Raw genomic sequence first — 12844 nt, 5'->3', positions numbered from 1 at the left:
ACTTACAGCATAAAGCTGCCCAGCAGGAAGCCGAAGCAGACAGCCAGAACGACGCCCAGGGTGCCTGGGATGAAGAACGGGTGGTTAAAGACGAATTTACCGATACGGGTTGTACCGGTGTCATCCATCTGTACCGCCGCAACCAGAGTCGGGTAGGTCGGCAAAATGAACAGGCCGGAAACGGCGGCGAAGGAAGCGACTGCCGTCAGCGGAGAGACGTTCAGCGCCAGCGCCATCGGCATCAGCGCTTTCGCCGTTGCCGCCTGAGAGTAGAGCAGCGCGGAAGCAAAGAAGAAGATGACGGCCAGCAGCCACGGATGACCCTGGATGACGCTACCCGCAGTGTCTTTGATCCAGTCGATGTTAGCGGATACGAAAGTATCGCCCAGCCACGCCACGCCCAGAATACAGATACAGGCGCTCATCCCTGCTTTAAAGGTACTGGAGTTGAGGATGGCGTCAGTTTCCACTTTACACAGGATGGTGGTCAGCGTTGCGACGCTCAACATGATGATCAAAATAGCGTTGGTGGTGTTCATCAGCGGTTTCTCAACCAGGCCGAGGCTCGGACTGTTAACAATCGCATAAACAACCACGCAGATAACGCCCAGCAGGAACAGCCAGACGGAATTTTTTGCCATCGGTTTGATTTCAATCTGCTTTTCACCACGCAGTTCAATCAGCCCTTCTTCCAGACGTTTGCGGTAAATCGGGTCGTCCGACAGTTTGGAGTTGAACAGCATCGTGACCAGGAAGGACATCACCAGCACCGCCAGCAGCGTAGAGGGGATAACCACGGACAGCAGGTGAATGTAGCTAATGCCATGACCTTCCATAACAGAAGACATATACACCACGGCCGCAGAAATCGGCGAGGCGGTAATCGCAATCTGCGCGGATACCACGGCGGTCGAGAGCGGACGGCAAGGTTTGATTCCCTGCTCCTTCGCGACTTCAGCAATAACCGGCAGCGTTGCCAGGGAAATGTTCCCGGTACCAGCAAAAATAGTCAGGAAATAGGTCACAATCGGTGCGAGGATAGTGATGTATTTCGGGTTCTTACGCAGCAGTTTTTCCGTCTGGTTTACCAAATAATCCAGACCGCCCGCGACCTGCATAGCAGAGATCGCGGCGATAACCGCCATGATGATGGAAATGACATCGAATGGAATTGTCCCTGGCTTCACGCCGATGGCGGCAAGTACCAGAACACCCAGCCCACCTGCGAATCCAATACCGATGCCCCCAAGTCTGGCGCCCAAAAAGATTGCCAGCAAAACAATGATAAGTTCGACAACTATCATATTAGCCTTCCTTGTTGTTTAACAAGTTGATATTAAATTGTTGTTATTTGGTAACTTCTTGTAAGAAAAAAGGCACGTCATCGTGACGTGCCTCTTTGGTACTACCCTGTACGATTACTGTTCGCTTTCATCAGTATAACGTTTAGCTTTATAAGCCGGGTGCATCAAGTTCTGTACGGAGAAAATATCGTCCAGCTCGGCTTCCGTTAACAGGCCGCGCTCCAGCACAACTTCACGTACGCTCTTACCGGTTTCAGCACAGATTTTACCGACGATGTCGCCGTTGTGGTGGCCGATGAACGGGTTGAGGTAAGTGACGATACCGATGGAGTTATAAACGTACCCTTCGCACACTTCTTTATTCGCGGTAATGCCGTTAACGCATTTTTCCAGCAGGTTGTAGCACGCGTTGCTCAGAATGTGGATGGATTCGAACATCGCCTGACCGATAACCGGCTCCATAACGTTCAACTGCAACTGACCGGCTTCCGCCGCCATCGTAACGGTGGTGTCGTTACCGATGACTTTAAAGCATACCTGGTTTACGACTTCCGGTACAACCGGGTTCACTTTGGCTGGCATGATGGAAGAGCCCGCCTGCAGTTCCGGCAGGTTGATCTCGTTCAGGCCGGCACGAGGACCAGAAGAGAGCAAGCGCAGGTCGTTACAGATTTTGGACATCTTCACTGCCAGACGTTTCAGCGCGCTGTGAACCATAACATACGCGCCACAGTCAGACGTCGCCTCAATCAGATCTTCAGCCGGAACACAGGCGAAACCAGTGACTTCAGCCAGTTTTTTCACCGCCAGCGGAGAGTATTCTTTCGGCGTGTTCAGACCAGTACCGATTGCCGTTGCGCCAAGGTTGACTTCCAGCAGCAGCTCAGCAGTACGCTCGATGCTTTTCACTTCTTCTTTCAGCAGGATGCTGAACGCACGGAATTCTTGACCAAGCGTCATCGGTACGGCGTCCTGCAACTGGGTACGACCCATTTTCAGGATGTCCTGGAATTCAACCGCTTTACGTTCGAAACCTTCACGCAACTGGTTGATGGCATCGATCAGTTTGACGATAGAGGCGTAAACCGCTACACGGAAGCCTGTCGGATAGGCGTCGTTAGTGGATTGACATTTATTCACGTGGTCGTTCGGGTTCAGGTACTGATATTCACCTTTCTGATGACCCATCAGTTCCAGCCCGATGTTGGCCAGCACTTCGTTGGTATTCATGTTGACGGAAGTGCCCGCGCCGCCCTGATAGACATCTACCGGGAACTGGTCCATGCACTTACCGTTGTTAAGGACTTCATCACATGCGGCAATGATGGCGTTCGCCACACTCTTAGGAATGGTTTGCAGCTCTTTGTTGGCCAGCGCCGCCGCTTTTTTTACCATAACCATGCCACGCACAAATTCAGGGATGTCGCTGATTTTGTTATTGCTAATGTAGAAGTTTTCAATCGCTCTCAGAGTGTGAACACCATAGTAGGCTTCAGCTGGAACTTCCCTGGTACCCAACAGATCTTCTTCGATACGAATGTTGTTTGACATGTGAACCTTCTTTTTCAAGCTGCCAATGATTTTTACTTTAAAACACACAGGATATATGTGATTTCGAATGTTTTCTGACCGACGATTATCCCCTCCATCGGCCTGATAAACGAGATCATATGCTGGTTCAGAATTCCTACCGTAATCTGGATCACTTAAAGTGTGGGAATTTACCCCTTATTTATTATTTTGTGAAATAGGTCACCGCTTTAGTATTACTACCTAAAATAGGTGTACAAACCACTTGAAATTTTGCTACGCACCACCATATCGGATCGATGCGAATCGCAACCCCATTCAAATGGTCGTCGCAGACGGCCATGACTTACAGGAGAGTCCTTTGCGCTGGATACCCTTTTTAGCTGTCTTTCTCTATGTTTACATTGAGATTTCTATCTTTATCCAGGTCGCCCATGTGCTTGGTGTCCTGATGACGCTAATCCTGGTGATTTTTACGTCTGTTATCGGTATGTCGCTGGTACGTAACCAGGGTTTTAAAAACTTTTTGCTGATGCAACAAAAAATGGCGGCCGGTGAGAGCCCGGCGGCAGAAATGATTAAGAGTGTATCGCTGATCATCGCTGGCTTACTGCTCCTGTTGCCGGGGTTTTTCACCGATTTTCTCGGCCTTCTCCTTTTGTTACCGCCAGTGCAAAAACATTTGACGCTGAAGTTGCTGCCGCATTTACGTTTTTCCCGGATGCCGGGCGGCGGGTTTAGCGCGGGTACTGGCGGTGGCGAAACATTTGACGGCGAGTATCAACGTAAAGATGACGATCGCGATCGTATTGAACATAAAGATGATCGTCGGGATTAAAGGTAGAGATGTTGGTCGGATAAGTCGCGTGAGGCGCTATCCGGCCAGCGGATGCGTCTTACGCCATGCGTTTTCGCTTCGGTAAAAATAGCCATAATGCAGCCAGCATGATAATGGCATATAAGCTTTTCCACCCCAGCATTGCCAGCAATAACAGGCACAGTAGACAACCCGTCACCGCCAGTGCATAGCAACGCCCTTTCAACAGTCGACAGCCCGCCAGCATACAAAGCAGATAGAGCATAATAAAAATACCGTTAGCATAGACGATCAGCGCATTGAGGTTAATCTTCAGGGCGTAGACGACCAGAGAACTCACGCAACAACAGGCCAGAATAACGTTTAACGCGTGCAAGGGAAGGCGCCCGGGAGAGAGTTGAGCCAGATAGTGATCGGGCTGATATTGCATTTGCGTCCATATCAGACGCGCAAAACTCTGAGCATACACATTCAGGCTGGCAAAGCAGGTGAGATAACCAATAATGCAGGCTACCCACAACGCCTGGATACCGAAGAGATGAACAATAATAAGCGGTAGCGAGGCTGTTGCCGCTATCTTGTCGCTATAGACGCCAAAATGCAGCACCACGGCGGTACAGGTCCAATAAATGGCGCCGGCCAGCATCAGGCCAATGATCAATGCGCGCGGAAAATCACGTTCAGGATTTTTAAATTCAGACGACAAATGCGTAAAAGCCTCAATTCCCACAAATCCCCAGAACATGATCGCCAGGGCGGTACACAGCCGGGAAAAGGTGATTTCGTTTGCGGCTGGGAAGGTGATATCTGCAGGTTTAATCGCGCCTTTCCACAGAATGGCGGCAATAAGCGCGATAATTAATCCAGCGATAATGGCTTGCAGGTTGGCGCTGGAGCTGGCGCCGCGCGATCCCATAAACCATAGTAAACCTAGAGTACCCAGCTCCCCAAATAAGAGCTGTTCGCTTTGCCAGCCAAACAGCGCCTGGCCGAAACCCACTGCAATATGCAAGGCTGCGGGAAAACTAACAGGAATGACTGATAAAAACAGCCAACTGATCACTCGTTGCAGACGCGGGCCAAATGCCATCCCGACAAAATGCGCTACGCCGCCAGCGTGTGGAAAATGGCGCCCCAGCACAGCAAAGACAATCGCAATAGGGAAAATCAAAATAATGAGCAGCGGCCATGCCCAAAGGCTGATGTCGCCTGCTGCCAGCGCAGCCAGCTCCGGAAGCGCAAAAACGCCAGTCCCTAATAATGATGTGGTTAACAAGATAACGCCCTGAACCAACCCAAGCTCTTTTTTTAGTTCATTCATCAGCTCATTATCCGGCGGCATTGTAACGTCAGGTGACGACAGGCATTTTTAAGCGTATCACACACGCCTTTTCTTATAGCAGGATGTTCTAAACCTTGGGTAAACGTGAGATAAGTAGCGTTTTTACCGCTTTTTTCGCTCAGAAGAATTTTTTTTCATCTCCCCCCTTGAAGGGGCAAAACCCCATCCCCATCTCTCTGGTCACCAGCCGGGAAACCGTTTACGGGCCGGCGTCACCCATAACTGATAATGACTTTCTCAAAGGAGAGCTATCAATGAGTATTCGTCCGTTACATGATCGTGTGATCGTCAAACGTAAAGAAGTTGAGTCCAAATCTGCTGGCGGCATCGTACTGACCGGTTCCGCAGCGGGTAAATCAACTCGTGGCGAAATCATCGCTGTCGGTAAGGGTCGCATCCTGGACAACGGTACTGTACAGCCGCTGGACGTGAAAGTTGGCGACATCGTCATTTTTAACGATGGCTACGGTGTGAAATCTGAAAAGATCGACAATGAAGAAGTGTTGATCATGTCTGAAAGCGACATTCTGGCAATTGTTGAAGCGTAATCCGCGAACGACACTGAACATACGAATTTAAGGGAAAGAGAAAATGGCAGCTAAAGACGTAAAATTCGGTAACGACGCTCGTGTGAAAATGCTGCGCGGCGTAAACGTACTGGCAGATGCAGTGAAAGTAACCCTCGGTCCGAAAGGCCGTAACGTGGTTCTGGATAAATCTTTCGGTGCGCCGACTATCACTAAAGATGGTGTTTCCGTAGCGCGTGAAATCGAACTGGAAGACAAGTTTGAAAACATGGGCGCGCAGATGGTGAAAGAAGTTGCCTCTAAAGCGAACGACGCTGCAGGCGACGGCACCACCACCGCGACCGTACTGGCGCAGTCCATCATTACCGAAGGCCTGAAAGCCGTTGCTGCGGGCATGAACCCGATGGACCTGAAACGTGGTATCGACAAAGCTGTCGCTGCGGCGGTTGAAGAGCTGAAAGCCCTGTCCGTACCGTGCTCTGACTCTAAAGCGATTGCTCAGGTAGGTACTATCTCCGCTAACTCCGACGAAACCGTAGGTAAACTGATCGCGGAAGCGATGGATAAAGTCGGTAAAGAAGGCGTCATCACCGTTGAAGACGGTACCGGTCTGCAGGATGAACTGGACGTGGTTGAAGGTATGCAGTTTGACCGCGGCTACCTGTCTCCTTACTTCATCAACAAGCCGGAAACTGGCGCAGTAGAACTGGAAAGCCCGTTCATCCTGCTGGCTGATAAGAAAATCTCCAACATCCGCGAAATGCTGCCGGTTCTGGAAGCCGTTGCAAAAGCAGGCAAACCGCTGCTGATCATCGCTGAAGATGTTGAAGGCGAAGCGCTGGCTACCCTGGTTGTTAACACCATGCGTGGCATCGTGAAAGTGGCTGCTGTTAAGGCACCTGGCTTCGGCGATCGTCGTAAGGCGATGCTGCAGGATATCGCTACCCTGACCGGCGGTACCGTAATCTCTGAAGAGATCGGTATGGAGCTGGAAAAAGCAACCCTGGAAGACCTGGGTCAGGCGAAACGTGTTGTGATCAACAAAGACACCACCACCATCATTGATGGCGTGGGTGAAGAAGCTGCCATCCAGGGCCGTGTTGCTCAGATTCGTCAGCAGATTGAAGAAGCGACCTCCGACTACGATCGTGAAAAACTGCAGGAGCGCGTAGCGAAACTGGCAGGCGGCGTTGCGGTTATCAAAGTTGGCGCTGCGACCGAAGTTGAAATGAAAGAGAAGAAAGCCCGCGTTGAAGATGCCCTGCACGCGACCCGTGCTGCGGTAGAAGAAGGCGTGGTTGCTGGTGGTGGCGTTGCGCTGATCCGCGTTGCTTCTAAAATTGCTGACCTGAAAGGCCAGAACGAAGACCAGAACGTGGGTATCAAAGTTGCGCTGCGCGCAATGGAAGCTCCGCTGCGTCAGATCGTGCTGAACTGCGGCGAAGAGCCGTCTGTTGTCGCTAACACCGTTAAAGGCGGCGACGGTAACTACGGTTACAACGCAGCAACTGAAGAATACGGCAACATGATCGATATGGGTATCCTGGACCCAACCAAAGTTACCCGTTCTGCGCTGCAGTACGCGGCTTCTGTGGCTGGTCTGATGATCACTACCGAGTGCATGGTGACCGACCTGCCGAAAAGCGATGCTCCTGATTTAGGCGCTGCTGGCGGCATGGGTGGTATGGGTGGTATGGGCGGCATGATGTAATTGCCCACACCCTGCATCCTTCAGGCTGCAGATGCGTTGGCTAACCCCAGTCACTTACTTGAGTAAGTGACTGGGGATTACCGCCTTCCTGCAACCAGAATGATTTGGGTGCTTATCTCCCAGAATTGAGAAACCCCCGGGCAGAAATGACCGGGGGTTTTTCTTTTAGTCATCTTTTTAGTATAAGATTCAGATACGGACAAAACGTCCAGCTCATTGATTATGGGGAATAACATGCACGTGAAATATTTAGCAGGGATCGTTGGCGCCGCGCTGCTGATGGCGGGTTGTAGCTCCAGCAACGAACTCACCGCTGCCGGCCAAAATGTACGCTTTGTCGAAGATAAGCCAGGCGCGGAATGCCAGCTAATTGGTACGGCAACCGGTAAACAGAGTAACTGGTTTTCAGGCCAGCACGGCGAAGAGGGTGGCTCAATGCGTGGCGCAGCGAACGATCTGCGTAATCAGGCGGCCGCGATGGGTGGAAACGTGCTGTATGGCGTAAGTAGTCCGTCACAGGGCATGTTGTCCAGTTTTGTCCCGACGGCCAGCGAGATGAACGGCCAGGTTTATAAATGTCCGAATTGATATGTCTGAATCGTAACGCCCTCTGAAAGATTCAGAGGGCGATATGGTTAGCGTTTTTCCTGCGATGACGCCATGCGTAGATTATGCAACGCGCGCATGCATTGATCTTGCGTCAGACGCGCTGCTTTACCGGTTCCAAGCGTTCTGACAAAAACCTTACACGGTTTTCCTTCCAGCTTTTTAAGACGCGGGCTGAAATTCAGCAAGCGGCGTGATATCGCTTCAGCTTCTTTAGAGCCTGACTGACTACGGGTCTTAATGATGGTGCCGCAATCATGCGATTGTCCTGCCTCATCCGTATAACGATAAACGAGCGCTAAATAATGGTTATACAGATTATGTTTCCAGTCAGGCTGGTTATAGGTATCGAATTCGATATTACCGTTTTCCAGGCAGTCAGCATCGTATAATGGTAAAAAGTCCAGCATTGAAGAAATACGCAATGCGAGCTCACGCATTTCGGCATTATTAATGGCGTGAATAATAGCCATCACCAGAACTTCAACCTGCCACTCACCGACCTGTAAATCAAGATGGCTACCATTGTGCAGCTTTAACGTAAAGGTTAATACTTTTTCTGTATTATCGCTCAACGCTAAAGATTCAACACGCTGATTAACATCGGCGTTTTCCAGCTCTTCACGGAGTATTGCCGGAATATTCTCATGCATTTTAAGCACATGACTGCTTTTGGCTTTCTGGCGTTTTTCCTGCTCTTGTTCCGGAAGCGAGTGTTGTAAATAAAGCCGGTGTTCAAGGCCGATCAACAAGTCTCGCAGCGCGAGCACAGGAAAGAAAAGCAGTGTTTCTTTATTTCTCAGTGACTTCACCTTAAGCGCCAGCGCGATAAACTTATCATTGTGACGAATAACGCCGGTATTTAGTCCCTTAATCGTTAAGGCCATGTCAATTCTCCACAAATATAAAATAATTAAATGTTTTACTGCAATGTATTTGATATATAAATTGTTTATGCCGTCCTATAAAAAGGAGAACCAGTATAATTCGAAAATGCAGTACACGCTAAGCGAGTCCTAAAACGGACTTTATTGAAAAGAGAGGACCGGAAAGGTGTATTTAACGAAGGTTAGTTTATCCTCGCCAAAGGGTGAGGAGAATCGCGGGGGAGTCTCCTCGTAATATTGCGCGGTAATATTTTTCGTCGTCCCTGACGCGCCCGCGAGGATTAGCACTGCCGAAGCTGTAAATCCAGCGGTGTTTTGCTCGGTTCGCCGCCGATTTCACGCGCCAGTCTTGGCACCATATAGCCGGATACCAGCGTGAGCAGTTCGCGCATGATTTGCCGGGCTTCGTCATCGGTGACCATAAAATGCGCGGCGCCCTGCACTTTATCCAGCACATGCAGGTAATAGGGCATCACGCCGGCGTCAAATAGCGCGTTGCTCAGATTCGCCAGCGTTCGCGCGTTATCATTCACGCCACGCAGCAGGACGCTCTGGTTGAGAAGCGTGACGCCCACGTGGCGCAGTTTCTTCATCGCCAGGCAGAATGCCTCGTCCACTTCATTAGCGTGGTTGATATGGTTCACCAACAAAATTTGCAGACGTGACTGGTCAAAGCGGGCGACCAGTTCGTCAGTAATGCGTGCCGGGATGACGATAGGCAACCGACTGTGGATGCGTAGCCGCTTGACGTGCTTAATGGCTTCCAGTTGCGTGAGCAGCCAGTCCAGCTCATGATCTTTCGCCATCAGCGGATCGCCGCCGGAAAAGATGATCTCATCCAGTTCCGGGTGTGCAGCGATATACTCCAGCGCGACTGTCCAGTTGCGCTTATTGCCTTGATTCTCCGCATACGGGAAGTGACGACGGAAACAGTAGCGGCAATTTACCGCACATCCGCCTTTTACCAGCAATAGCGCCCGGTTTTGGTATTTATGCAATAATCCTGGCACCACGCTGTGTTGCTCTTCCAGCGGGTCGGTGGAGAAACCGGGGGCGACAATAAATTCATCCCGGGACGTCAGCACTTGACGTAAAAGAGGATCGTCAGGGTTGCCCTTCTCCATGCGCGCAATAAAAGCGCGCGGCACGCGGAGGGCAAACAAGCGCCTGGCGTCCTGTCCTGCCCGGAGGTTTTCATCAGCTTCAATCTGTAAAAGATGCAGCAGTTCGTCGGGATTGGTCACAACATCGGCAAGTTGCGCTAACCAATCTTCTCGCAATGGGGTATTTAGGGTTACAATATGCGCCATTTTGTGGCTTAGCTACCAGTTAACAATTTCAGAGGGCCTTATGGCGACTTACTATAGCAACGATTTTCGTTCCGGTCTTAAAATCATGTTGGATGGCGAACCTTATGCGGTTGAATCCAGTGAATTCGTGAAACCGGGTAAAGGCCAGGCGTTTGCCCGCGTTAAGCTGCGCCGTCTGCTGACCGGCACGCGCGTTGAGAAAACCTTCAAATCGACCGATTCCGCAGAAGGCGCGGATGTAGTCGATATGAACCTGACTTACCTGTACAACGACGGTGAGTTCTGGCATTTCATGAACAACGAAACCTTCGAGCAGCTGTCTGCAGATGCCAAGGCTATCGGCGACAACGCAAAATGGCTGTTGGATCAGGCGGAATGCATCGTAACCCTGTGGAACGGTCAGCCTATCTCTGTTACTCCGCCGAACTTTGTTGAACTGGAAATTGTTGATACCGACCCAGGTCTGAAGGGCGATACCGCAGGTACTGGCGGCAAACCAGCCACGCTGTCTACTGGCGCAGTGGTTAAAGTTCCGCTGTTCGTGCAGATTGGCGAAGTGATCAAAGTCGATACCCGTTCCGGCGAATACGTATCCCGCGTAAAATAATTTACGTTATCGGGAAAAATGGTGCAGCGTATGCTGCGCCATCCTATTTTTCGCGCCTCAATGATGAAACGCTTTATCGGTCTTGTCGCGCTGGTTCTTCTTACCAGCACATTATTAACGGCATGTAATACCGCCCGCGGCTTCGGTGAAGATATTCAGCATCTTGGCCACGCCATCTCCCGCGCAGCCAGCTAATCGCTTCTCGTCTTCCTAAAATTAGTCGATCGCCCGTCATTTTCTGGGATGTTGTCTATTATTAAGTTGCTATACACAAACAACATTGGCTAGAAAAGGAAGACATTATGGTTAAAAAGACAATTGCAGCGATCTTTTCTGTTTTGGTACTTTCCACTGTATTAACTGCTTGTAATACCACGCGCGGCGTGGGCGAGGACATCTCGGACGGTGGTAGTGCGATCTCTGGCGCTGCAACCAGAGCTCAGCAGTAATCATCAACGGTACGGCATGGCGTCGTACCGTTAATCGATTTTCTCCGGAAGCATAAGAAAGGGAGAATACCGGTTATCCATATGAAGTTTCATACGGATATTACGCTTATAGGTGTAAACCGTTTTCCCGTGAATGCCAAGCGCATACGCAATCTCTTTATTGCTGGTGCCTTCCGTCCACATCGCGAGCACTTTTTCCTCCTGCGGAGAGAGCAATGGCGTGGCGCTTTCCGGCGCTTCCTGCAGTGGATGAGTATATAGCGCTCCTTTAATTCGTTGTGCAAGCTCATGTAAAGGCGTGTGTTTAGATAACACCGCATGACTGGCATATTGCGGTCTGTACGGCATATTCCCTGACTGTAATAATACCAACGGCGTCATCCTGCAGGCGGCAAAAAATGCATTGATAGGCTGCTCGGGTAAGGCATCGTTGAGAAAACCATATAAATCAGCGATAACCAGATGGGGCTTCCATTGCAGAATATGTTCTTTCGCCAGTATAAGGTTATTCATCCCGGATACCAGCAGTGAAGAACTGAGCACATCAGTGTGATTAAGCCAGGCCTCCATGCCCGTACGGGTAAAGTGGCATCGGTCTATCACTAAAATTTTCAACATAGTTGTTTGCACCCGGAAGTAGTAAAGCACTTTCTTTCCCAGAAGGCGTTCCATCATAGAGAACTCCTGTGGGCGCTAAATGCGAAAACTACGCGGCTTAAAAGGGCCAATTCCCGCCTTTAGACGGAAAAAAATAAAAAGGTTGAAATTCATTTTCTCTCAGGCAAAAATGGCTTTTCATCCGTATACGTTACAGGACGACCTGTAAACGCTATTCTCACCGGGGACGGCCCCATTAATTATCTGGAGCCTGCTATGTCCTGGATCATTCTATTAATCGCTGGTTTACTTGAAGTGGTATGGGCTGTCGGCCTGAAGTATACCCACGGTTTTTCTCGTCTGACCCCCAGTATTATCACCATTACGGCCATGGTTATCAGTATGGCGTTACTTTCCTGGGCAATGAAAACGCTGCCCGTTGGAACGGCGTACGCCATCTGGACCGGCATCGGCGCCGTCGGGGCGGCAATCACCGGTATCCTTCTGCTGGGCGAGTCTGCCTCACCGGCGCGTTTGCTCAGTCTTGGCTTGATCGTCGCGGGTATCATTGGGCTAAAACTCAGTGCGCATTAATTTGTCGCTGATATTGCTACGAACCTGATTGTTTTACCCAAATTAATTTATTGACGTCAAACCCCTCCCGGGTCGCGACGGCCAGCATTTGCTGTTTTATTTCCTCAGAAAGCGTTGGCGTGCGAGAGAGTATCCACAGATAGTCGCGATCCGGGCCGCACACCAGCGCATGACGGTATTCCCGGTCAAGCGCAATCACGTTATAGCCGCCGTAGAACGGGCCGAAAAAAGAGACCTTGAGCGCGGCGCGGTTTGGATTACCGGTAAAATACGCTTTGCCTTCTGTTTTTTGCCACATTCCCCGATCCGGGTTATAGCCTTTATTGATGACATTAATCCCGCCATCGTCACGCAGACTATAGGTGGCCGTGACTTGTTCCAGCCCACGTTCAAATCGATGATCGAGGCGTGCGATCTCATACCAGGTGCCGAGGTAACGTTTGGCATCAAAGTTATTTACCACGGTAACGCCTTTAGGCGGAGTAGGCGAACTACAGGCGACAACCAGAAATGCAGCCGTAACTGCAGCAACGACGGGCAGAATGCGCATAAAATTTTCCTTC

At 50.4% G+C, this 12844-nt stretch carries 15 protein-coding genes; 8 read left to right on the top strand and 7 right to left on the bottom strand.

All coding sequences use genetic code 11. The features are described 5' to 3' along the window. Positions 1-2 precede the first annotated feature (2 nt). Together dcuA and aspA are read right to left on the bottom strand one after the other, a co-directional pair. Positions 3-1304 carry an anaerobic C4-dicarboxylate transporter DcuA gene (dcuA, locus tag ACLJQJ_RS20030; protein WP_000637595.1) on the bottom strand — a complete coding sequence of 434 codons (1302 nt, stop codon included), beginning with the start codon at positions 1302-1304 and terminating at the stop codon, positions 3-5. A gap of 114 nt (positions 1305-1418) precedes the next feature. Beyond that, complete coding sequence (aspA, locus tag ACLJQJ_RS20025; RefSeq protein ID WP_000069440.1) at positions 1419-2855, bottom strand: aspartate ammonia-lyase; 1437 nt, start codon at positions 2853-2855, stop codon at positions 1419-1421. A gap of 340 nt (positions 2856-3195) precedes the next feature. On the opposite strand from aspA, the gene ACLJQJ_RS20020 reads away from it, so the two are divergent. Further along, on the top strand, positions 3196-3672 hold the full coding sequence (locus ACLJQJ_RS20020; protein ID WP_001267291.1) for an FxsA family protein: 477 nt from the start codon (positions 3196-3198) through the stop codon (positions 3670-3672). 58 nt (positions 3673-3730) lie between these two features. Here the strand turns inward: ACLJQJ_RS20020 and yjeH are convergent, their stop codons facing one another. Next, positions 3731-4972 (bottom strand): L-methionine/branched-chain amino acid transporter, encoded by a 1242-nt coding sequence (gene yjeH, locus ACLJQJ_RS20015; RefSeq protein WP_023217921.1) that lies wholly within the window; start codon positions 4970-4972, stop codon positions 3731-3733. 275 nt (positions 4973-5247) lie between these two features. Between yjeH and ACLJQJ_RS20010 the strand changes: the two genes are divergently transcribed. The 3 genes from ACLJQJ_RS20010 to ACLJQJ_RS20000 all read left to right on the top strand — a co-directional run bounded on the left by ACLJQJ_RS20010 (position 5248) and on the right by ACLJQJ_RS20000 (position 7819). Then, the gene (locus ACLJQJ_RS20010; protein WP_000027827.1) at positions 5248-5541 is read left to right on the top strand and encodes a co-chaperone GroES; all 294 of its coding nucleotides are present in this window, start codon (positions 5248-5250) and stop codon (positions 5539-5541) included. A gap of 43 nt (positions 5542-5584) precedes the next feature. Continuing rightward, positions 5585-7231, top strand: a complete 1647-nt coding sequence (groL, locus tag ACLJQJ_RS20005) for a chaperonin GroEL (protein WP_000729126.1) — start codon at positions 5585-5587, stop codon at positions 7229-7231. A 234-nt stretch (positions 7232-7465) separates the two neighbouring features. Next, a complete protein-coding gene (locus ACLJQJ_RS20000) occupies positions 7466-7819 on the top strand; it encodes a DUF4156 domain-containing protein (protein WP_000558210.1) in 354 nt (117 codons plus the stop codon). Positions 7820-7866: 47 nt separating this feature from the next. Here the strand turns inward: ACLJQJ_RS20000 and ACLJQJ_RS19995 are convergent, their stop codons facing one another. Both ACLJQJ_RS19995 and epmB read right to left on the bottom strand, forming a co-directional pair. Continuing rightward, on the bottom strand, positions 7867-8724 hold the full coding sequence (locus ACLJQJ_RS19995) for a YjeJ family protein (RefSeq protein ID WP_001229227.1): 858 nt from the start codon (positions 8722-8724) through the stop codon (positions 7867-7869). Between the two features lie 281 nt (positions 8725-9005). Then, positions 9006-10034, bottom strand: coding sequence for an EF-P beta-lysylation protein EpmB (gene epmB / locus ACLJQJ_RS19990; protein WP_000940482.1), 1029 nt, complete (start codon positions 10032-10034; stop codon positions 9006-9008). Between the two features lie 40 nt (positions 10035-10074). Between epmB and efp the strand changes: the two genes are divergently transcribed. From efp to ecnB, 3 genes are all read left to right on the top strand, one after another. Beyond that, the gene (efp, locus tag ACLJQJ_RS19985) at positions 10075-10641 is read left to right on the top strand and encodes an elongation factor P (RefSeq protein WP_000257282.1); all 567 of its coding nucleotides are present in this window, start codon (positions 10075-10077) and stop codon (positions 10639-10641) included. Between the two features lie 60 nt (positions 10642-10701). Further along, positions 10702-10836, top strand: a complete 135-nt coding sequence (locus ACLJQJ_RS19980; RefSeq protein ID WP_000977687.1) for an entericidin A/B family lipoprotein — start codon at positions 10702-10704, stop codon at positions 10834-10836. 107 nt (positions 10837-10943) lie between these two features. Continuing rightward, entirely contained in the window at positions 10944-11090 is a 147-nt protein-coding gene (ecnB, locus tag ACLJQJ_RS19975; RefSeq protein ID WP_000239598.1) for a lipoprotein toxin entericidin B, read from the top strand. A gap of 30 nt (positions 11091-11120) precedes the next feature. Here ecnB and ACLJQJ_RS19970 read toward each other — a convergent pair whose 3' ends face one another. Then, positions 11121-11708 (bottom strand): helix-turn-helix transcriptional regulator, encoded by a 588-nt coding sequence (locus ACLJQJ_RS19970; protein WP_000912959.1) that lies wholly within the window; start codon positions 11706-11708, stop codon positions 11121-11123. 255 nt (positions 11709-11963) lie between these two features. Here ACLJQJ_RS19970 and sugE point away from each other — a divergent pair, with 255 nt between their 5' ends. Continuing rightward, on the top strand, positions 11964-12281 hold the full coding sequence (sugE, locus tag ACLJQJ_RS19965; protein ID WP_000118469.1) for a quaternary ammonium compound efflux SMR transporter SugE: 318 nt from the start codon (positions 11964-11966) through the stop codon (positions 12279-12281). A 16-nt stretch (positions 12282-12297) separates the two neighbouring features. Here sugE and ACLJQJ_RS19960 read toward each other — a convergent pair whose 3' ends face one another. Continuing rightward, positions 12298-12831, bottom strand: a complete 534-nt coding sequence (locus ACLJQJ_RS19960) for a lipocalin family protein (RefSeq protein WP_063809006.1) — start codon at positions 12829-12831, stop codon at positions 12298-12300. Between the last annotated feature and the right edge of the window lie 13 nt (positions 12832-12844).

This window comes from Salmonella sp. SAL04202 (genome assembly GCF_046550775.1).
Lineage (GTDB): Bacteria > Pseudomonadota > Gammaproteobacteria > Enterobacterales > Enterobacteriaceae > Salmonella > Salmonella enterica.
Note: the sequence above shows the minus strand (reverse complement) of the source record. Positions and strands in the feature narration are given on the sequence as shown.

Bases quoted from the DNA above. Each gene is read 5' to 3' on its own strand.
- dcuA (WP_000637595.1), bottom strand. From the start codon at position 1,304: ATGATAGTTGTCGAACTTATCATTGTTTTGCTGGCAATCTTTTTGGGC.
- aspA (WP_000069440.1), bottom strand. From the start codon at position 2,855: ATGTCAAACAACATTCGTATCGAAGAAGATCTGTTGGGTACCAGGGAA.
- yjeH (WP_023217921.1), bottom strand. From the start codon at position 4,972: ATGAATGAACTAAAAAAAGAGCTTGGGTTGGTTCAGGGCGTTATCTTG.
- ACLJQJ_RS20010 (WP_000027827.1), top strand. From the start codon at position 5,248: ATGAGTATTCGTCCGTTACATGATCGTGTGATCGTCAAACGTAAAGAA.
- groL (WP_000729126.1), top strand. From the start codon at position 5,585: ATGGCAGCTAAAGACGTAAAATTCGGTAACGACGCTCGTGTGAAAATG.
- ACLJQJ_RS20000 (WP_000558210.1), top strand. From the start codon at position 7,466: ATGCACGTGAAATATTTAGCAGGGATCGTTGGCGCCGCGCTGCTGATG.
- ACLJQJ_RS19995 (WP_001229227.1), bottom strand. From the start codon at position 8,724: ATGGCCTTAACGATTAAGGGACTAAATACCGGCGTTATTCGTCACAAT.
- epmB (WP_000940482.1), bottom strand. From the start codon at position 10,034: ATGGCGCATATTGTAACCCTAAATACCCCATTGCGAGAAGATTGGTTA.
- efp (WP_000257282.1), top strand. From the start codon at position 10,075: ATGGCGACTTACTATAGCAACGATTTTCGTTCCGGTCTTAAAATCATG.
- ACLJQJ_RS19980 (WP_000977687.1), top strand. From the start codon at position 10,702: ATGATGAAACGCTTTATCGGTCTTGTCGCGCTGGTTCTTCTTACCAGC.
- ecnB (WP_000239598.1), top strand. From the start codon at position 10,944: ATGGTTAAAAAGACAATTGCAGCGATCTTTTCTGTTTTGGTACTTTCC.
- ACLJQJ_RS19970 (WP_000912959.1), bottom strand. From the start codon at position 11,708: ATGTTGAAAATTTTAGTGATAGACCGATGCCACTTTACCCGTACGGGC.
- sugE (WP_000118469.1), top strand. From the start codon at position 11,964: ATGTCCTGGATCATTCTATTAATCGCTGGTTTACTTGAAGTGGTATGG.
- ACLJQJ_RS19960 (WP_063809006.1), bottom strand. From the start codon at position 12,831: ATGCGCATTCTGCCCGTCGTTGCTGCAGTTACGGCTGCATTTCTGGTT.